Origin of the sequence: Mucilaginibacter sp. PPCGB 2223, from assembly GCF_001705515.1 — a bacterium.
Taxonomy (GTDB): Bacteria; Bacteroidota; Bacteroidia; order Sphingobacteriales; family Sphingobacteriaceae; genus Mucilaginibacter.
The window spans coordinates 194,686-213,935 of record NZ_MDJS01000004.1; the positions used below are offsets into that span (position 1 = coordinate 194,686).

Sequence of the window (19,250 nt, forward strand, 5' to 3'; positions counted from 1 at the left end):
ACTAACAAAATCAACTCACTGTTCACTACGCACAATTGACTATAAAAACTACCTTTTTACATTAAAATTCCTTAGTTTTGCACCTCTTTAAAAATGAGGTAAACGTATTGATGTACAAGGAATATAAGCAACTTGATCTGTCGAAAATAGGAAAAGATGTTTTAGCGTTCTGGAAAGAGCACAGCATCTTCGAAAAAAGTATCAGCAGCCGTCCGGAAAGCAAGCCCTACACCTTTTATGAAGGGCCGCCGAGCGCTAACGGTATGCCGGGCATTCACCACGTGATGGCCCGCTCTATTAAAGACATTTTTTGCCGCTACAAAACCCTGAAAGGTTACCAGGTTAAACGTAAAGGCGGCTGGGATACCCATGGCCTGCCTATTGAGCTGGCTGTCGAAAAATCGCTGGGTATTACCAAGGAAGATATCGGCAAAACCATTTCGGTTGAGGATTATAACGATGCCTGCCGCAAGGAAGTAATGCGCTATACCGACATCTGGAACGACCTGACCGAAAAGATGGGTTACTGGGTCGATCTGAACGATCCGTACATCACCTACAAAAACGAATATATCGAGTCGCTTTGGTGGATACTGGGCGAACTATATAAAAAGGGTTGGTTGTACAAAGGTTATACCGTGCAGCCGTATTCGCCAAAATCGGGTACGGGCTTAAGCTCGCACGAACTGAACCAGCCGGGTACCTACAAAATGGTGAAGGATACCACGATTGTAGCCGAGTTCCATTTAAAGAACGACCAGCAACACCCGCTGATGCCGGTTTTATTTGAGCAGGCTAATGAAGATACCGTAATACTGGCCTGGACGACCACACCATGGACCTTGCCCTCAAACTGTGCCCTGGCCGTTGGCGAGGACATCGACTATGTGAAAATAGCCACTTTTAACCCTTACACCTTTAAACCGGTAAGCGTGGTTCTGGCTAATGCTTTGGTAAGCAAATACTTTAAAGCGGAGGCCGAAAACGCCAGCTTTGAAGATTATAAAGAAGGCGATAAAATTATCCCATGGACGGTAAAAGCCCGTTTTAAAGGCTCTGATCTGGTAGGCCTACGCTATCACCAATTGATGCCTTACGTTACCAATGCCGATTTGGAAGCAAACGCTTTCCGCGTGATACCTGCCGATTTTGTAACCACCGAAGATGGTACAGGCATCGTACACACCGCGTCGGTTTTTGGTGCGGACGACTTTAGAGCTTGTAAAGAGCAAGGCGTGCCAAGTGTAATGGTACTGGACGAAACAGGTAAAGAAGTGCCTTTGGTAAACAAGCAAGGTAAGTTTGTTGACGAGGTGACCGATTTTGCCGGCTTTTATGTAAAAGAAGAATATTACAGCAAAGAAGAACGCGAAGCACCGGGCTTTAAAGCTACCGATGTATTGATCTCGATCAAACTCAAGACCGATAACAAAGCGTTCGACGTTAAAAAATACGAGCACAGCTACCCGCACAGCTGGCGTACCGATGAGCCAATATTATACTATCCGCTGGATAGCTGGTTCATCAAAACCACCGCGGTAAAAGATAAACTGGTTGAGCTCAACAAAACCATCAACTGGAAGCCTGAAAGCACCGGTACCGGCCGTTTTGGTAACTGGCTGGAAAATCTGGTTGACTGGAACCTGTCGCGCTCGCGCTACTGGGGTACCCCGCTGCCTATCTGGCGCAGCGAAACCGGCGAGGAGATCTGCATCGGTTCGATAGCGCAGCTGAATGAAGAGATCGCGAAAGCCATCAAAGCGGGCTTTTTGCCCGAAGGCTTTAACCTGCCGGATATGCATCGTCCGTACGTTGACGACGTAGTGCTGGTATCGGCTACCGGCAAAAAAATGTTCCGCGAGCCAGACTTGATCGACGTTTGGTTTGATAGCGGCGCCATGCCCTATGCGCAATGGCATTTCCCGTTCGAAAATAAAGAAGGATTCGAAAACGCCTACCCGGCCGATTTTATTGCCGAAGGTGTTGATCAAACCCGTGGCTGGTTCTTTACCCTGCACGCTATAGCTGTGATGCTAAGCGAAGCCAGTGACGAGGTGAAAGCAGTAAACAAACGCGTTGGCAACAAAGGTGTAGCCTTTAAAAACGTGGTAAGCAACGGTTTGGTGCTGGATAAAAACGGCAACAAAATGAGCAAGCGTTTGGGTAACGCTGTCGACCCGTTCGACACCATCGAGACCTACGGCGCCGATGCTGCGCGTTGGTACATGATCAGTAATGCATCACCGTGGGATAATCTGAAATTCAATATCGAAGGTGTTGACGAAGTTCGCCGTAAATTCTTCGGTACGCTCTATAATACTTACTCGTTCTTTGTGCTTTACGCGAATATCGACGGGTTTAAATACAGTGAAGCTGAGATAGCGATAGAGAACCGCCCGGAAATTGACCGCTGGATCATCTCGTTACTGAATACGCTGACCAAGGAGGTCGACGATTTTTATGCCGACTTTGAGCCGACCAAAGCTACCCGTGCCATCCAGAATTTTGTGGATGCGCATTTGAGTAACTGGTACGTGCGCCTGAGCCGCCGCCGTTTCTGGCGTTCGGATAACTCGGAAGATAAGCTTTCGGCTTATCAAACGTTATATACCTGTTTAACCACCATCGCCAAACTGATGTCGCCGGTGGCGCCGTTCTTCTCCGAGCGCTTGTTCAGCGATCTGAACGATGTGACCAAAAAGGAAAAGGTAGAATCCGTTCACCTGGCCGATTTCCCTGCGTATAACGAAAAGCTGGTTGATAAGGCTTTGGAAGAGCGTATGCAGCTGGCGCAGGATATTTCGTCGCTGGTGCTGTCGCTGCGTAAAAAAGTGAGCATCCCGGTAAGGCGCCCGTTAAGCAGGGTGTTGTTGCCGGTGCTCGATAAAAACTTTGAGCGGCAGGTTGAGCTGGTGAAAGAACTGATCTTATCCGAAACCAATATCAAAAATATTGAGTACATTACCGATACGGCAGGTTTCATCAAAAAGAAGATCAAACCTAACTTTAAAGCTTTAGGTGCGAAAGTGGGTAAGGATATGAAGATGGTAGCCGAAGCGATTACTAATTTTACAGCCGAAGAAATTGCGGAAGTAGAGGCAAAAGGCGAAATCGCAATACGCAATACGCCATACTCAATACTCGTATCAGACGTTGAGATCATTGCCGAAGACGTACCCGGCTGGCAGGTTGCAAATTTAGGCAAACTAACCGTGGCTTTGGATGTTAACATAACCGAAGAATTAAAACAGGAAGGTATAGCGCGCGAGCTGATCAACCGCATACAAAATCTGCGCAAAGACAAGGGCTTCGAAGTAACCGATAAGATCCGGGTTACCGTTAAAGAACATCCGTACGTAGCCGAAGCCGTAAAAAATAATTTATCATATATTTGCGCCGAAATTTTAGCAGACAGCTTAACGCTTGACGCACAATTACATGAAGGGGATATAGTGCAGATTGATGAAAATGAAATATTGATTGTTATAAGGAAAGTATAATGAAAACAGAAAACGAAAAGACCCGCTATTCGGACTCAGAACTGCAAGAGTTTAAGGATTTGCTTTTAAATAAATTGCGCATGGCCAAAGACGAGCTTAACAACCTGGCTTCGTCGTTAAGTAACCCAAACAGCAACGGTACCGATGACACTGCCGGTACTTACAAAACATTGGAAGACGGATCGGCCACTTTAGAGAAAGAGCAGATCAACCAACTGGCCGCCCGTCAGAAAAAATTCATCGAGCAGTTAGAAGCTGCCCTGGTACGTATCGAAAACAAAACTTATGGCATCTGCCGCGAAACCGGTAAGCTGATCCAGAAAGAGCGCCTGCGCGCTGTACCGCATACTACCTTAAGTATGGAAGCTAAACTGAAACAATAAGCCGGATGAAAGGATCGTACTTAAAACCTTTCTTAACTGCTGCTTTAATTATTATTGCCGATCAAATTATCAAGATATGGGTTAAAAGCCATATGTACATAGGCCAGGAAATCAGGTTTATGGGTAAGTACGGTATGCTGCATTATACCGAAAATAACGGTATGGCCTGGGGTTTGGAGCTGGGTGGAGATATGGGTAAACTGGTTTTAACCTTGTTCCGTATAGCCGCGGTATGTGGTATTGGTTACGGCATGTATTATTTGATTAAACACAAAAAACACCGCGGACTGATTATGAACGTTGCGCTGATATTTGCCGGTGCAATGGGTAATATCATCGATTCGACCTTTTACGGCGTAATTTACCACTACGATCGCCTGTTTCACGGCCGTGTGGTCGATATGTTCTACTTTCCGCTGATCTCGGGGTACTTCCCAAAATGGTTCCCGGTATGGGGCGGCGAGGATTTTATATTCTTCAGGCCGATATTCAACCTGGCCGATTCGGCTATTTCGGTTGGGGTTATCCTGATATTAATTTACCAGAAACACTATTTTAAACACGAAACGGCCGAAGAGAAAAGCATCGATAGTGAAGTGGTTGAGGAATAAGGTTTACATAATCATATCAAAGGGCTTGCTCCAAAAAGAGCAGCCTCTTTTTGTTTTTGGCACATTGCTTAATGATGGGTAATGCTTAACTTAGCAGGTAAAGCCATTCGGCTCATTAAAAACCTGACCTTATTATGAAACGATTATTACTCCTGTTTTCTCTGTTCTTTACATCCTACGGCTTTGCTCAAAAGACCTATATTCAATGCGGCAAACTGATCGACGGAAATTCTAATAATGCATTGCCACAAATGACCATTGTGGTTGAAGGCAAAGTGATTGCCGATATACAAAAAGGCTATATCACCGGCGGCAGCGCCGATAAAGTGATCGACCTGCACGATAAAACCGTGATGCCCGGTTTGATAGATTGCCACGTACACCTCGAAAGCCAGGGCAGCGGTAAAGATGGCATTATCGATGGCTTTACCAAAACCGATGCCGATATCGCGTTCCAATCAACCATCTACGCAAAACGTACACTCATGGCCGGTTTTACCACCGTGCGCGACCTGGGCGGCAGCGGTATCAACATCAGCATGCGCAAGGCAGTGGCCAAAGGCTTAATTGTTGGCCCGCGTATTATTACTGCCGGCCGGGCTATATCCGCAAGCGGCGGCCACATGGATGGTTCAGACGGCTTCCGCGATGACGTATTACACAAAATGGGCCCCGATGACGGCGTTGCCGATGGCCGCGACGAACTGATCAAAGCAGTTCGGCTGCAGTTTAAACGCGGTTCAGACCTGATCAAGATAGCCTCGACAGGCGGTGTGCTCGATCTGAGCGAGAATGGTTCGGGCGCCGAATTCAGCATCGACGAAATTAAGGCCGTTGTTGAAACCGCTAAAGATTACGGCATGAAAGTAGCCTGCCACGCCCACGGTGCAGAAGGTATCCGCCGGGCTATATTAGGCGGCGTAACCTCTATCGAACACGGCTCGTTTATGGATGATGAGTGCATTAAACTGGCTAAGCAATACGGTACTTATTATGTACCTACGCTTATAGCCGGTAAATCGGTTTCCGATTCGGCAAAGATCAAGGGCTACTTCCCGCCGGTAATTGCCCGCAAGGCCGTAGAAGTAGGCTCGAAGATGCAGGGTACATTTAGCAAAGCATACAAAGCGGGTGTTAAAATAGCTTTCGGCACCGATGCCGGCGTATACGATCATGGTAAAAACGCTATCGAATTTCAATATATGGTTGAAGCAGGTATGCCGCCGATGGAAGCTATCAAAGCCGCAACCGTTAGCGCAGCCGATTTATTGGGTATTAGCGATATTGCAGGAAGCATCAGCAAGGGTAAGTCGGCAGATATCGTGGCCGTAAGCGGCGACCCTTTACAGGATATTAAAGCGATGACAAACGTGGCTTTTGTGATGAAAGAAGGGGTGCAGTATAAGTAAATGCGCGGATATGCAGATGTGCAAATGAATTATAAAAAGGGAACTTGGCAAACAGGTTCCCTTTTTTGTTTGTTGTTGTTTTAAAAAGGATCATTTGCACATTCTCGTATTTGCATATTTGCACATTTTGCGACTTGTATCAGGTTAGTTACAGTATAGCTTATGGATTGCTACCTTTGGCTGCATCTTAAGGCTATACACAAATAGAAGATACCATTATGAAAAAGTTATTTTTTGCAGCACTTATTTTATTTACAGTTGCTGCCAATGCGCAAACCGTCGATCTGAGAAGAAAAATTGAAGTTACCGGCACAGCCGAAGCCGAGGTGACTCCCGATATCATTTACTTTAGCATTTCGCTGAAGGAATATATGGACGGGCGTAACCGCGTCAGCATCGATGTACTGGAAAACCAGTTGGAAAAAGCAGTAGCAGTGGCCGGCCTGCCCAAAGAAGATTTTACCATCAACAACATCAGTGGTTATACCACCTATCAAAAAAAGAAAGACCCCAACTTTTTAGCGGGCAAGCAATACCGCATCAAGTTTCACGACCTGAACAAGGTTAACCAGATATTGGGCAGTGTCGACCCGAAAGGTATCGAATCGACTTATATCGAAAGCTACGATTACAGCAAAATCATCGAACTAAAAAAAGAGCTTAAGCTGAAAGCGCTTATCGCAGCTAAAGAAAAGGCTGCTTATTTGTTAGAGGGCATTGGTGAAAAAGTTGGCGGAGCAATTGAGATCACCGAAGTTGAAGATAACAATCCTGGCCCGATCATGCGGAACTTTGCATTTAAGGCCAACACGCTGGTTGCTGCCGATCAGGCTGCAGCGGATAGCGATATCGATTTTAAAAAGATCAAGCTCAACTTCCAGATCAGGGCTGTTTTTGAGATCAAATAATGATGTGCAGATGCGGGGATGTGCAGATGCGCAAATGAAAAAAGCATTGCCAGAATCTGCACATTTGCACATCTGCACATTTGCTCATACCTTTAATCTATGTCCGAACTGCCCCGCGAAGATGTCCCCTCACGTAAAAAGTACTTTTACCCGATAATCGATCCGCTGCGCGATTACCTGACAAAGTACGACCGTGAGGTTAAACTGCCCGTGCAATACTCAGATCTGTTGCGGTTTACTTTTCATACGCCCTTGTTAAATAAGGACGGCACTGACACCCTTTGGCAAACAGTGTACTATGATGAGAGCGAAATGAAGGAGCTTTTCCCGAGCCTGACCTATATTTATGCCTTGCTGCATACCGACGGTGATGTACAGGTAATGGAGCATCTATCCGTAGCACGGATTGATTATTGCACTTTCGGTAACTCGAAGCCGTTCCGTATCCGCATCATTAACCGGTTAAACGATAACTACGACCATTTTTACGTGAAGGTAGCCGACGCATCGCGGGTGTACGGGCTGGAGCTGGAGCATATCCTGTCGCCCAACCGGATAACTTACATCAGCAACGGCAACACCCTGATCGAAGAGCACATACCGGGCTTACCCGGCGATATATTTGTTGAACACCGGCTGCATACCACCAAATTTAACCAGATACGCATTTGTAAGGAGTTTGTGAAGTTTAACGAACGCTGCTTTGTTCGTTTATTGGGTGATATGCGCTCGTATAACTTCGTTGTGGATATCACGCCAGATATTGAAGGTAACCAGTACCGCATCCGCGCTATCGACTTCGACCAGCAATCGTACGAAGGGAGACGAAAATTTTATCTGCCGCATTTTTTTAAGGAAAACAATGTGCTGGTAAACCTGGGTTTGAAATACATCAACGAAACCACAATGAAACAATACCAGGAAGAAGAACGAAGCCTGATATCGCACCGGATGCGTATGGGCAGTTCGCGCTTGAGCGATATGCTCGATGTGATGCGGATCCAGGAAATATCCCCCAAAGAAAAAGTAGTTCAATTGGTTAACGAGCTATCTGAGCACCACAAAAGCACAGCCTTCGCACATTGCGAAACCATGGGCCAGATACTTACCGAACATTTAAACGTGCTGATGACAAGAGGAAGGGTATAGCCCACCGGTGGGCATCAGAACAGATACCTAATTATAGGCGGACGATCCGGCCTATCGGATAACGCTATAAGAATTAAAGCCTGGAACATAAACCCCGAAGGCCGGTGCTCTTATTTGGTCACGTTTCGACCCGTTCAACAACTCAATGTTAAGCCGCTTTTACGAGTTAACAAAATGTTAATTAACGGTTAAGAAATTAATAATCTAACTTCGCGACGTGACAAAAGACACGCTACCTACCTACGCAATTGTTGAATTATTAATACGCCTGGCGCAGATCGGCCCGCACATTGGCGATTATAAAGATCATGCCATTTATACCGATACCGTAATCGTAAAAACCACGCTGGGCCATATTACTTTCTCAAAATCGCTGATCAAAGCACAGTTTAACCAGCCGGAGTTGATATCAGATACCGAACTTAAAAACGCGGCTGCTACATTTAAACCGGCTAAAAAAGCTTAGGAATAAAATAAAACCCTGCAGCCGTATAGCTACAGGGTTATTATGGTGTATTAACCGGACAGGCCGGTGTATATGAAAGATTTAAAAAAAGGCAAGCAATAAACTGATCCCTTTGTTAAACTTACAGGCTAATTAAAGGGAGATAACTATCGTTTGTAACCGCCGCCGCCATAACCGCCGCCACTGTTACCACCACGGTAACCGCCACCACCTGATGGACGATTGCCGCCACGGAAACCACCGCCGCCACTGCGTTCTTTTTTCTCTTCAGCTTCGTTTACTACAATAGTTCTTCCGTAAAGCTCTGCGCCGTTTGCTTCTGCAATGGCTTTTCGGGCAGATTCTTCATCGGGCATTTCAATAAACCCAAAACCTTTACTGCGGCCAGTTTCCCTGTCGGTAATAATTTTTACCGAAGTAACTTCGCCAAATTCTTCAAATACTTCCTTTAATTCGCTTTCTTCTACTTTAAAAGGAAGGCTACCTACAAAAATGTTCATGCTTGCTATTAATTAATTTTTAATGTTTTGGCAAAAGTATACTAAATAAACTGAGTTGCACAATATTGCACCTGCAAAATGACGATTATTATTAAAAATAAAACGCGATTTTTAAAATATTCAGCGCAGTTTTGCTTACCTGATAATTTTTGCCGCTCAATGCTAATAACTTTTACGCTTATATAATTGTTTTAGTTGCCTCAAATTTTTTTACGATATTTAAAACACTGTGGCATAATGCATTAATTGACACCCGGTTATCTATTGCGTAAATCATACGGAGTTACTACCTTAGTACATCCCTGATTTAAACCTGTTAACCTCAATCTTAGCCCTCATGAACTGGAAATTGATCGTTCAACTCTCGCTGTTTGGCCTTATTATGGCTTTCGGCACAATCTCCCTGATCCCTGATAAAATCGAACCGTTTTTCTGGCTGGTGATCTTTGCTTTTTGTGCCTTTGTTATCGCCAGAGCATGTACAGGAAAGTATTTTATGCACGGTTTTTGGGTAAGTATTTTCAATTGTGTTTGGATCACCACCGTTCACTTTATCTTTTTTACCACCTATGCCCAAAACCACCCGGATATGGTCATCCACTGGCATCCGCGTTTAGCGATGGTGCTGATGGGGCCCGTTGTAGGCATAGTATGTGGTTTGATACTGGGCCTGTTTGCACTTATTGCGTCAAAACTGGTAAAGCCAAACGCATCCGTCCGCTAATTTACTTTATAGCCTCGTATACCTTTTTGGCCAGTAAGGCCGAGCCATCCTTGTTGGGATGCACCCCATCAAAAACGAGGTTGCTTTGCCCGGCGAAAGTGTGGTACAGATCGATAGTTTTTACTTTTTCTTTGGCGATGATGACCTTCAGGTCGGGCAGCATTTCGTTAACCAGTATACTATCGCGGATACCGAACTTATTGGGGAAGATAGGGAACGGCGTGCAAACGTAGATCTTCGGGTGCGATGGCAGGTTTTTGAACGATTCGATAAAGTCTTCATAATCCTGCACAAAATCCTCCTTATGCACCCAGTTTTGCGGCTTTGTATCGTTGGTGCCTAATTTAATGATCACGATATCGGGGTTTAATGCCAATACCTCCTGGTACTTGGCCTCGTTCCAGTACGGCCTGTCGCCCTTGCGCAATAAAGTACGCGCACTGATGCCGTAATTGCTTACTTCGTATTTGTCGCCTAATAATTGCTGTAAAATGGTGGGATACGCCTCGCCTGGCTTTAAACCATAGCCAAAGGTAATGCTGTTGCCTACACAGGCTACTTTGAGTTTGTTTTGGGCGAAGGTGATAGTAATGAATAAGCTAAGGCAAAGGGTAAGGAATAAGCGGCGGGTTAGGTTTTGGTTCATGGTTGGATGATTGGTTTAGTAAAAGTAGCAAATCATTAATATATTTTGTCATCTCGACCAAAGGAGAGATCTTCTGCTCAACACAAAGTCTGCACTTGCGAAGCTCTCAGGGCATGGAGCAGAAGATTTCAGTCATACCTTCTTCGAAATGACAATAAAAAGCTATTCAACAAAAAACCCTTTCACCTAAAGGCAAAAGGGTTCCACATACATTAACAGGTTATAAAAGAAAAAAGTTTTAAGCAGCAAGTTCCAAACCACAAACAAAAAAGCATTTTCGGCTTGGAACTTGTAGCTTATGACTTGCTGCTCCTTAAGAACATCCCATACTGTTCCCGCAATTCAAACATTTATAGCAGGTGCCCGAGCGTACTGTGGTATGCCCGCAGGTATTACAGGCCGGGGCATCGCTTTGTACACCCATGGTTAAATCAACGGTGAACTTCTTCTGACCGCTACCGCCACTATCAACTGCCACTGATTTTACCGGAACAGGTTCGTAAACATTGCTTACGTCAGGATTTAAATCTTCATCTTCCATTTGCGGGTTACCTGCAATACCGTTTTGCTCGGTAAGCACGTGTACCAGGTCGGTACGGTTCTGGTATTCGTAGCCCAGCATCCTGAAGATATAATCGATGATCGAGGTCGAGCTTTTGATGTTCGGGTGCCCGATAACCATGCCTGCAGGCTCAAAGCGGGTAAAGGTAAATTTCTCAACATACTCTTCCAGCGGAACGCCGTATTGCAAGCCTACCGAAACCGCGATGGCAAAGCAGTTCATCAGCGAGCGGAAAGTTGCGCCTTCTTTGTGTATATCCACGAAGATCTCGCCCAGGGTTCCGTCCTCATATTCGCCGGTACGCACAAAAATGGTTTGGCCGTCGATACTGGCTTTTTGTGTGAAGCCCCGGCGTTTGTACGGCAGGCTCTTCTTTTGCACTACGCGGCTCAGCTGGCGCATAAAGCGGGTATCTTTTGATTGCTCGATGATGGCTTTGGCGGCTTCAAGTACCTGGTCGGGCGTCAGGTCGCTCAGTTTTACGTTGGCAGCCTGGCCCAAAACTTCGTCAACGGTTTCTAAAGTCTCATCAGAAACTTCTTCTTTTTTATCCGATTTGGTAGATAACGGTTGCGACAGTTTACAACCATCGCGGTAAAGCGCATTTGCTTTTAAGCCCAGCGTCCACGATAGTTCGTAGCAATCGGCAATCTCTTCAACCGTAGCTTCGTTAGGCAGGTTGATGGTTTTTGATATCGCACCAGATAGAAAAGGCTGTGCCGCCGCCATCATTTTAATATGGCCATGCGCGTGGATATAGCGTTCGCCTTTGGCGCCGCATTTGTTGGCGCAATCAAATATCGGGTAGTGTTCTTCTTTCAGGTAAGGCGCGCCTTCGATGGTCATAGCGCCGCAAACGTACTCGTTGGCTTCGGCTATCTGTTGCTTGCTATAGCCAAGGGCACGCAGCAGGTTAAAGTCGGGCGCGTTGTATTGCTCGGCGGTAAAGCCCAGGCGTTTCAGGCAATCTTCGCCCAGCGTCCATATATTAAAGGCAAAACCGATCTCGAATGCCGATATCACTGCTTTATCCAGTTTCTCCAGTTCATTATCGGTTAAACCTTTTGCTTTAAGCGATTTGAGGTTGATATGCGGGGCACCATTTAATGTAGCCGTGCCTTTGGCATAATCTACTATAGCTTTCACCTCGTGCTCCTGGTATCCTAAATTTTGTAAAGCTTCGGGCACGGCCTGATTAATGATCTTAAAGTAGCCGCCGCCACTTAGTTTTTTAAATTTTACCAGTGCAAAATCGGGTTCAATGCCTGTGGTATCACAATCCATCACCAAACCGATGGTACCGGTTGGCGCGATAACTGTTGTTTGCGCATTGCGGTAGCCGTATTTCTCGCCCATTTCAACAGCTTTATCCCAGGCGTTGCAGGCGGCAGAAAGCAGGTAATCGGGGCAATCCTTTTGGTCGATGCCCGGAGGGTGTATTTCCAATCCTTCAAAGTTTTCAACCGAATTATAAGCCGCATAGCGATGGTTGCGCATAACGCGCAGCATGTGGTGTTTGTTCAATCCATACATGCGGAAAGGTCCTAACTCACGCGCCATCTCGGCCGAAGTGGCATAGGCGGTACCGGTCATGATCGCGGTTATCGCGCCGCCAATCGCGCGGGCTTTGTCGCTGTCGTAAGGGATACCGTTCACCATCAGAGCAGATCCTAAATTGGCGTAGCCTAAACCCAGGGTACGATAATCGTACGATAGCTGGGCTACATCTTTCGACGGGAACTGCGCCATCAGTACGGATATTTCTAAAACGATGGTCCACACGCGGCAGGTATGTTCAAAAGCCTGTACGTTAAACGCACGGGTTTCTTTATCAAAAAAGTGCGCCAGGTTAATGGATGCCAGGTTACAGGCCGTGTTATCCAGAAACATATATTCCGAACATGGGTTGGAGGCGTTGATGCGCCCGCCTTCGGGGCAGGTATGCCACTCGTTAATGGTGGTATCATACTGCACGCCCGGGTCGGCACAGGCCCAGGCAGCAAAGGTGATATCCTTCCACAGTTTTTCGGCAGGGACGCTTTTAACGGTCTTGCCGCTCATGCGGCTGGTTAAATTCCATTCCCTGTTGGTTTTTAAGGCGCTGAAAAAGCTGTTGGGGATACGCACCGAATTATTGGAGTTTTGGCCAGACACCGTGCGGTAAGCTTCACCTTCATAATCGGATGAATACCCCGCAGCTATCAGCGCGGCAACTTTCTTTTCTTCTTCAACTTTCCAGTTTACAAAACTTTCTATTTCGGGGTGGTCCAGGTCGAGGCAAACCATTTTGGCTGCGCGGCGCGTTGTTCCGCCCGATTTGATGGCTCCCGCGGCACGGTCGCCGATCTTTAAAAACGACATCAGGCCCGATGAATAGCCGCCGCCGCTCAGCTTTTCGCTTTCGCCGCGGATCTTGCTAAAGTTGGTACCCACACCCGAGCCATATTTAAAAATACGGGCCTCGCGCACCCAAAGATCCATGATGCCGCCTTCGTTCACCAGGTCGTCATCCACCGAAAGGATAAAACAAGCGTGCGGTTGCGGGCGCTCGTAGGCTGAAGTCGATTTTTCTAATCTCTCCGTCAGGGGATTTACAAAATAATGGCCTTGCGGTTTACCGGTAATACCGTAGCTGTTATGTAAACCTGTATTGAACCATTGCGGCGAGTTTGGCGCCGCCAGCTGCCCAACCAGGGTATAAACCAGCTCATCGTAAAATATGGCGGCATCTTTGCCCGTGGCAAAATAGCCATATTCGCGTCCCCAATCCTTCCAGCAATTGGCCATACGGTGGGCTACCTGTTTAATACTGTTTTCAGATCCGGTCGATCCGTCGGCCAATGGCACGCCGGCTTTACGGAAATATTTTTGCGCCAATATATCGGTAGCTACCTGCGACCAGCTTGCGGGCACTTCCACATCGTTCATTTCAAACACAGCATCGCCCGATGGGTTACGGATAACCGACGACCGCTTCTCGTACACAAACTGATCGTACACGTTTACACCTTCTTTACTAAAGTACCTGTCAATCTTTAGTCCTTTGCCCGCTTTGGCGGCCGCCTTCTTCGTAGGATTTTTACTCATATCAGCTCAGAATTTAATTTGTGTGAAAAGGGGAGTGAAAAAACACCAGGGGGTTTTTAATCAAATTTATTCGCCACGGCTTTTCATTTCAATCCATAGTTTTCCACATGCTGTTAACTAAGCGTTTTTGAGACACTAATTATGGATAAACATTTAGTTTATAATTGCTTAAGTTGTTGAAAATTGAGCTGTGCCGAACGCAGGGAGGCGCAAATGATTGATGGGTCTTTTAAGAGTAAAAAAACCACTGTGTAAAACGGGTAGTAATGGAATTATTCTTCTTCGCCCCAGCCAAAAAGCTTGCCGAAGTTGTCATTGTCTACCGGCTTATCTGCTGCTTCTTTTCTGTCTTTTTTTCTTTGCTCTTTCACCCTTTCCTGCTCGTCTTTCCATTCTTTTTCTTTCTTTGCTTTGATCAACTCGGTGTTATCGCTGCTGTGGCGCCATAAATGATCTTCTGCCTCAACGAAGTGAAAGCTTTGTATACCTTTCCACAACTTCGCGAAACCGTCTTTCTTGATTACGATATTCGGGATGCCTCCCTTATCGTGCACACCGCCCGACTGGCCTTCCATTTTGAGCGTAGGGTTACCCAAAAATGCCGATGGTTTTGCTCCGCCGGTAGGGTTATTAATGTAGGCATAGTCGGCCAGGAAATCGAGCATCTCCTGCGTGATGTAGATTTCCATGATCCAATGATAATCTTCGGGCCGGTGTTCGGTCTCGGTGCCCTTGTAATCTTCTCCCTTAAGTTTGGCTATTTCCCGCTCAAACACGTAAGGCTTATTTACCGACCAAACCATCTCGCCGCGGGCGCCTGGTTTACCGGCTTCAGGAAAAATGAGTTCCAAAACTTTCTCCATATCTTTTTCGCCGGCAGCTTTTTCAAATGCGCCGCGTTCCCCGTCGGACATGCGCCTGACTAACCGGCCGGCTTTCATCCTGTCGAAATATTTGGGCATTGCCTTGGCCAGGCCTCCGCCAAATTGATCTTTACGTAATAACTCCTCGGGCCCTACCTTCGGCAGCATCTCGTGCGGATTACCGGTTTTACCTTGGGGTTCGCGGGGCTTTATCATTCCATTTTTAAGCTGTTCTCCCAAAAACTCAGGCGGCATACCGGGCACTACACCATGATAGCCCATATCAATCAGAGCCTGAGCATGGTCCATCGGCAAGTCATCGTCTTCTATAACTTCCCTGACCCTCTCTTCCGTACTATGCTGTACATTTACAACTTTATCAAGCGGGTAAACCTTATCGGCCCAGGCAAGAGCTATCTTCATCCTGTCGAGCAGGGTTTGTCGCATGGTTGCACGCTGTTTCAACGGGTAGCGTGCATCTTTAAATGCCTGGTTTATTTTATCAACAGTGAGGTTTTTCGCCAGCGTCCTTACCGAATCTGCAACTTCATGATCCGTGACGCTGCTGTACGGGCTGTTCTTTTTCTCCCTCATCGAGCCGATATCCTTAACGGCCTTCCCGTTCCAGTCGCCAGGGTCTTTCATATGCCCCTGTGCCGACCGGTCCAGCGAGCCCCCGTTGTCCGAACGTATCATTCTACCGTCTATCTTCATCCAGTTGTCGGTCTTAAACAGGTCCCAGTTGGCAAATAACATATCGGCGCCGCAATGCCGTAAAAAATCGTCCGAGCTTGACAGTTCGAGTTGTTCGGGGGTGCTAAAGCTGGAAACAAAATCTGTCATTTGCGCCAACTGGCCGTCTACCGTCACTATGTCGACTTTTAGCGTAGGTATATTTGCTGCTGTATAAAGTTTATTGGCCAGTATTTCGGTCCTTAAATGGCCGTCATCCTTGCCAAATTTGATCACCTTTTCTTGCCTGGTGTCATTAAATTTTACATGCTGCGGCTTGGTCGAGCCGCTGTCGAGTATGCGGATCACCGTGTAATCGGTTGATTTAATAGCCGGGATACCGTCGTTAGATACGATATCGTTAGCAGCCCCCCAGGCGGCATCTGCTTTCGATTCATAGTCGTGCGCCAGCTTATCATTGGCCCATTGCGTTAATCGGGTTCGCACTTTGTTGGATGCGATACCTGCTTCGCCCGCCGCATTACTGATATGACTATTGAGCTTTGTTTTAAACGCTCCTTTATTATTTATTCTGCTCTCGGTAACCTGTTCGCCATCTATGCGTAATACACGCTGCACAATAGGGCCGGCGATTGCCGGAAATGAGGCAACAGCATTACCAACGTTACTACCGTTTTGTTTTTGTTGTACGGGCGGGCCGAAAACAGCGGGGTGAGTGTGTGCGCTTTGAGCGCTGATATCTGTAGAAGATGTTTCCTCCTGTCCATCATACTCTGGCTGAAAGCGGGCCTGAAGCACCGGTACAGCCGGCATGGATCTGGTATTTTTACCAGTCGATGTTACATGTTGGCTTTGCAATGTAGCAGAGGCTTCTTTTGGGGCCTTCATAGTTCGGTTCGGGGCACAGGATTTACAGATGTTCTAATTTACTTTTATTTTTCTCAACTCAAACATTAAAATACTGCTTTGGCCCGTCGTAAATAATGAGACACTACAGGTTACGGTTTTCCGATTTTTCTTCAGTATTGGTTTATCCAGCTGTTAAACAATGTTAAACGTACACGTAACTTTAAACTATGGCCGTTATCTAAAGTCGAAACTGTACTAATCAACAACAGCTATGATAAACATGATCATCATTTTATGGAACTATTACTTTGGAAACCCCGACAGGTTATTTGCCAAGGTTTGCATGGCGCGCGTATATTGATCGCGCCCCGATGCCTTCTCCTTTAATTTGAATATTAAAGCTGCTTTAAACTACAAAAACAAAACCCCGATAGGCTGGCCTATCAGGGTTTTCTATATTATCTATGTGTTGGCGCGGGTTTAATCAACCACGGTTACTTTTAACATATTGGTTTTGCCTTGTTTGGCAATAGGTATAGCCGCGGTATTGATCACTACGTCGCCCGCTTCGATCAGGTTTTCGTTCTTCAGTATGCCGTTAACATCGCTGATAGTTTTATCGGTACTTTCCAGCTTATCGTAATAAAAAGCCTTAACGCCCCAAACCAGGCTAAGGGCATTAAGCAGGTTACGGTTCGAGGTAAAGATATAGGTATTGGCTTTGGGCCTGTGGCTCGATATCTCGAAAGCCGTATAACCCGAAACGGTCATCGATACGATACCCACCGCATTGGTTTGCTCGGATAAATACACAGCCGAACTGCAAACCGCATCACCGATGAGGTTAGCCCCAATGGTACTCGATTCCTTGGGCGAGTTAAACGGATATCCCAGTTCCTCTACGTTATGAACGATCTTGGCCATGGTTTCGATAACGATCAGCGGGAACTCACCTACCGATGTTTCGCCGCTCAGCATCACCGCGTCGGCGCCATCCAGTACCGAGTTGGCCACGTCGTTCACTTCGGCACGCGTTGGGCGCGGGGTAGTGATCATCGATTCGAGCATCTGCGTGGCGATGATAACCGGTTTTGATGCATTGCGGCATTTTTTGGCGATCATTTTTTGCAGCAAAGGCACTTCTTCCAGCGGCATTTCGACACCCAGGTCGCCGCGGGCAACCATCACACCGTCGGTTGCAGCGATGATCGCATCTATATTGGCAATCGCCTCGGGTTTTTCAATTTTGGCGATCACGCGGGATGATTTTCCGCTGCGGCTGATGATACGTTTCAGTTCGATAATATCCTCTGCGGTGCGAACAAACGAAAGGCCTATCCACTCTACATCGTTTTTCAGGGCAAAATCAAGATTGATCAGATCCTCTTCGGTTAAGCTTGGGATCGAAACCTTGGTGTTTGGCAGGTTAACACCTTTGCGCGATGTTAATATACCACCGTGCACCACTTCGCAAACTACGGTATCCTTACGGTTTGTTTCCACAACCTTCATCTGTATCTTGCCGTCATCCAGCAGGATGATCTCGTTGGCATGTACATCCTGCGGGAAAGTATCGTAAGTAATATAGATCTGGTTATCGTCGCCGATGCACTCGTGCGTAGTTATATTAATGCGAGTACCATTTACCAGGTGTATGCCGCCATCCTTAACCAGGCCTATACGTATTTTAGGTCCCTGTAAATCGGCAAGGATGCCTACGTTGATCTTATATTTATCGTTGATCTCGCGGATCATGTCGATGGTTTTCTGGTGGTCCTGCGGTTTGCCGTGCGAAAAATTTAAACGGCAAACATTAACACCAGCCTTTATCATGGAGAGCAAAACATCCTTTTTTGTTGATGCCGGGCCCATTGTGGCTACTATTTTGGTACGGTTATTCGATATTTTCATTTCAATGGTTTTAGGTTTATGGCCTTGTTGTGCTATAGTGTACAAAATACACCATGTAAATCATGCCGCTAAAATAACAGATTTTCTCGTGATTTTATTTTTTTTGGATCAACCTTTACAGCGGCAACAATTTCGGGTATCCGGTTGAGCCCTGTTACCAGCTTATCCAGTTCGTCATTATCATAGTAATTTTTGATCATCAGCCAATAATCGGTCTTGTTCATTTCGGGTATCAGGTATCCTTCTGAACCTTTGTTGGCTATCAGAAAAAACTCGGCCTCCTCATCATCAATTGCATATCGGTAAATAGAAAAGTAAGCCGGGTTATTGCCATGCAAGGGATCCAGGTGCAGGTCTTCGGTTTTAGCAAAGTTCATCTTGAGCTCGCGGTTTACCATATAACACAGCCGGTAATCCTTTAACGACGATGTAATGGCTACCAGCACAAAATCAAGGTCGATCTCAAACTTCAGTACTTTTTTATTCAAAGCTTTGCTCCCGATAATCCGGCTGTAAAAATACAAATCAAACCACGCCTTACAACTAATAATTATGCTAAAAATGTTTAATTTTAAAAAGTAAAGCGCTGCTATTCAATAAAAACAAATAGGCTGCACAGAGTGTTTTATGGGCACAAATTGCGTTATCAATTATCTAATGGATTTTAGATTTGATATTTGATATAATTTATTTTTCTTTGCACTGAATTATTAATCATTAAACTATAAAGAGTATGTCTGATATCGCTTCAAGAGTAAAAGCTATTATCGTAGAAAAATTAGGTGTTGACGAAAGTGAAGTAACACCTGAAGCAAGTTTCACTAACGACCTTGGTGCAGACTCATTAGACACCGTGGAATTAATCATGGAGTTTGAAAAAGAGTTTAACGTGGCTATTCCTGACGATCAGGCTGAAACTATAGGTACTGTAGGTCAAGCGATCGCTTACCTTGAAAAAAACGTTAAATAATAAACTTCCACACTAACCA

The 19,250-nt window shown here is 46.0% G+C and carries 15 protein-coding genes; 9 read left to right on the forward strand and 6 right to left on the reverse strand.

From position 1 onward, the window contains the following. Nucleotides 1–110 precede the first annotated feature (110 nt). The 7 genes from ileS (at nt 111) to BEL04_RS19180 (ending at nt 8,426) form a co-directional block, all read left to right on the forward strand. Nucleotides 111–3,500 carry an isoleucine--tRNA ligase gene (gene ileS / locus BEL04_RS19150; RefSeq protein WP_066006491.1) on the forward strand — a complete coding sequence of 1,130 codons (3,390 nt, stop codon included), beginning with the start codon at nt 111–113 and terminating at the stop codon, nt 3,498–3,500. Continuing rightward, complete coding sequence (locus tag BEL04_RS19155; RefSeq protein WP_066006493.1) at nt 3,500–3,883, forward strand: TraR/DksA C4-type zinc finger protein; 384 nt, start codon at nt 3,500–3,502, stop codon at nt 3,881–3,883. Before ileS ends, BEL04_RS19155 begins: the two co-directional genes overlap by 1 nt. 5 nt (nt 3,884–3,888) lie before the next feature. After that, nucleotides 3,889–4,494 carry a lipoprotein signal peptidase gene (locus tag BEL04_RS19160; RefSeq protein WP_066006494.1) on the forward strand — a complete coding sequence of 202 codons (606 nt, stop codon included), beginning with the start codon at nt 3,889–3,891 and terminating at the stop codon, nt 4,492–4,494. A gap of 134 nt (nt 4,495–4,628) precedes the next feature. Further along, nucleotides 4,629–5,903 (forward strand): amidohydrolase family protein, encoded by a 1,275-nt coding sequence (locus tag BEL04_RS19165; RefSeq protein WP_066006495.1) that lies wholly within the window; start codon nt 4,629–4,631, stop codon nt 5,901–5,903. 218 nt (nt 5,904–6,121) lie between these two features. After that, nucleotides 6,122–6,811 carry an SIMPL domain-containing protein gene (locus BEL04_RS19170; RefSeq protein WP_066006501.1) on the forward strand — a complete coding sequence of 230 codons (690 nt, stop codon included), beginning with the start codon at nt 6,122–6,124 and terminating at the stop codon, nt 6,809–6,811. A 99-nt stretch (nt 6,812–6,910) separates the two neighbouring features. Then, nucleotides 6,911–7,960, forward strand: coding sequence for a hypothetical protein (locus BEL04_RS19175; RefSeq protein ID WP_066006503.1), 1,050 nt, complete (start codon nt 6,911–6,913; stop codon nt 7,958–7,960). Nucleotides 7,961–8,177: 217 nt separating this feature from the next. Next, on the forward strand, nt 8,178–8,426 hold the full coding sequence (locus BEL04_RS19180) for a hypothetical protein (protein ID WP_066006505.1): 249 nt from the start codon (nt 8,178–8,180) through the stop codon (nt 8,424–8,426). Nucleotides 8,427–8,572: 146 nt separating this feature from the next. On the opposite strand, the gene BEL04_RS19185 is transcribed toward BEL04_RS19180, so the two are convergent. Next, complete coding sequence (locus tag BEL04_RS19185; RefSeq protein ID WP_066006507.1) at nt 8,573–8,926, reverse strand: RNA-binding protein; 354 nt, start codon at nt 8,924–8,926, stop codon at nt 8,573–8,575. Between the two features lie 337 nt (nt 8,927–9,263). Here BEL04_RS19185 and BEL04_RS19190 point away from each other — a divergent pair, with 337 nt between their 5' ends. Next, entirely contained in the window at nt 9,264–9,650 is a 387-nt protein-coding gene (locus tag BEL04_RS19190) for a hypothetical protein (RefSeq protein ID WP_066006509.1), read from the forward strand. A gap of 1 nt (nt 9,651) precedes the next feature. On the opposite strand, the gene BEL04_RS19195 is transcribed toward BEL04_RS19190, so the two are convergent. The 5 genes from BEL04_RS19195 to BEL04_RS19215 all read right to left on the reverse strand — a co-directional run bounded on the left by BEL04_RS19195 (nt 9,652) and on the right by BEL04_RS19215 (nt 18,749). Next, nucleotides 9,652–10,296, reverse strand: coding sequence for a GDSL-type esterase/lipase family protein (locus tag BEL04_RS19195; protein ID WP_066006511.1), 645 nt, complete (start codon nt 10,294–10,296; stop codon nt 9,652–9,654). Nucleotides 10,297–10,609: 313 nt separating this feature from the next. After that, nucleotides 10,610–13,945, reverse strand: coding sequence for a vitamin B12-dependent ribonucleotide reductase (locus BEL04_RS19200; RefSeq protein WP_066006513.1), 3,336 nt, complete (start codon nt 13,943–13,945; stop codon nt 10,610–10,612). 272 nt (nt 13,946–14,217) lie between these two features. Beyond that, nucleotides 14,218–16,389: a hypothetical protein gene (locus BEL04_RS19205; protein WP_066006519.1), complete on the reverse strand. Its 2,172-nt coding sequence runs from the start codon at nt 16,387–16,389 to the stop codon at nt 14,218–14,220. A 441-nt stretch (nt 16,390–16,830) separates the two neighbouring features. Further along, on the reverse strand, nt 16,831–18,261 hold the full coding sequence (gene pyk, locus BEL04_RS19210) for a pyruvate kinase (RefSeq protein ID WP_066007284.1): 1,431 nt from the start codon (nt 18,259–18,261) through the stop codon (nt 16,831–16,833). A gap of 68 nt (nt 18,262–18,329) precedes the next feature. Next, nucleotides 18,330–18,749 (reverse strand): IPExxxVDY family protein, encoded by a 420-nt coding sequence (locus BEL04_RS19215; protein WP_066007286.1) that lies wholly within the window; start codon nt 18,747–18,749, stop codon nt 18,330–18,332. A gap of 245 nt (nt 18,750–18,994) precedes the next feature. Here BEL04_RS19215 and BEL04_RS19220 point away from each other — a divergent pair, with 245 nt between their 5' ends. Further along, entirely contained in the window at nt 18,995–19,231 is a 237-nt protein-coding gene (locus tag BEL04_RS19220; RefSeq protein WP_008508386.1) for an acyl carrier protein, read from the forward strand. Nucleotides 19,232–19,250: the final 19 nt, after the last annotated feature.

Excerpts from the sequence above, each read along its gene's own strand:
- BEL04_RS19220 (WP_008508386.1), top strand. The coding sequence starts at position 18,995 with ATGTCTGATATCGCTTCAAGAGTAAAAGCTATTATCGTAGAAAAATTA.
- BEL04_RS19165 (WP_066006495.1), top strand. The coding sequence starts at position 4,629 with ATGAAACGATTATTACTCCTGTTTTCTCTGTTCTTTACATCCTACGGC.
- BEL04_RS19200 (WP_066006513.1), bottom strand. The coding sequence starts at position 13,945 with ATGAGTAAAAATCCTACGAAGAAGGCGGCCGCCAAAGCGGGCAAAGGA.
- BEL04_RS19155 (WP_066006493.1), top strand. The coding sequence starts at position 3,500 with ATGAAAACAGAAAACGAAAAGACCCGCTATTCGGACTCAGAACTGCAA.
- ileS (WP_066006491.1), top strand. The coding sequence starts at position 111 with ATGTACAAGGAATATAAGCAACTTGATCTGTCGAAAATAGGAAAAGAT.
- BEL04_RS19170 (WP_066006501.1), top strand. The coding sequence starts at position 6,122 with ATGAAAAAGTTATTTTTTGCAGCACTTATTTTATTTACAGTTGCTGCC.
- BEL04_RS19190 (WP_066006509.1), top strand. The coding sequence starts at position 9,264 with ATGAACTGGAAATTGATCGTTCAACTCTCGCTGTTTGGCCTTATTATG.
- pyk (WP_066007284.1), bottom strand. The coding sequence starts at position 18,261 with ATGAAAATATCGAATAACCGTACCAAAATAGTAGCCACAATGGGCCCG.
- BEL04_RS19160 (WP_066006494.1), top strand. The coding sequence starts at position 3,889 with ATGAAAGGATCGTACTTAAAACCTTTCTTAACTGCTGCTTTAATTATT.
- BEL04_RS19195 (WP_066006511.1), bottom strand. The coding sequence starts at position 10,296 with ATGAACCAAAACCTAACCCGCCGCTTATTCCTTACCCTTTGCCTTAGC.
- BEL04_RS19175 (WP_066006503.1), top strand. The coding sequence starts at position 6,911 with ATGTCCGAACTGCCCCGCGAAGATGTCCCCTCACGTAAAAAGTACTTT.
- BEL04_RS19205 (WP_066006519.1), bottom strand. The coding sequence starts at position 16,389 with ATGAAGGCCCCAAAAGAAGCCTCTGCTACATTGCAAAGCCAACATGTA.
- BEL04_RS19185 (WP_066006507.1), bottom strand. The coding sequence starts at position 8,926 with ATGAACATTTTTGTAGGTAGCCTTCCTTTTAAAGTAGAAGAAAGCGAA.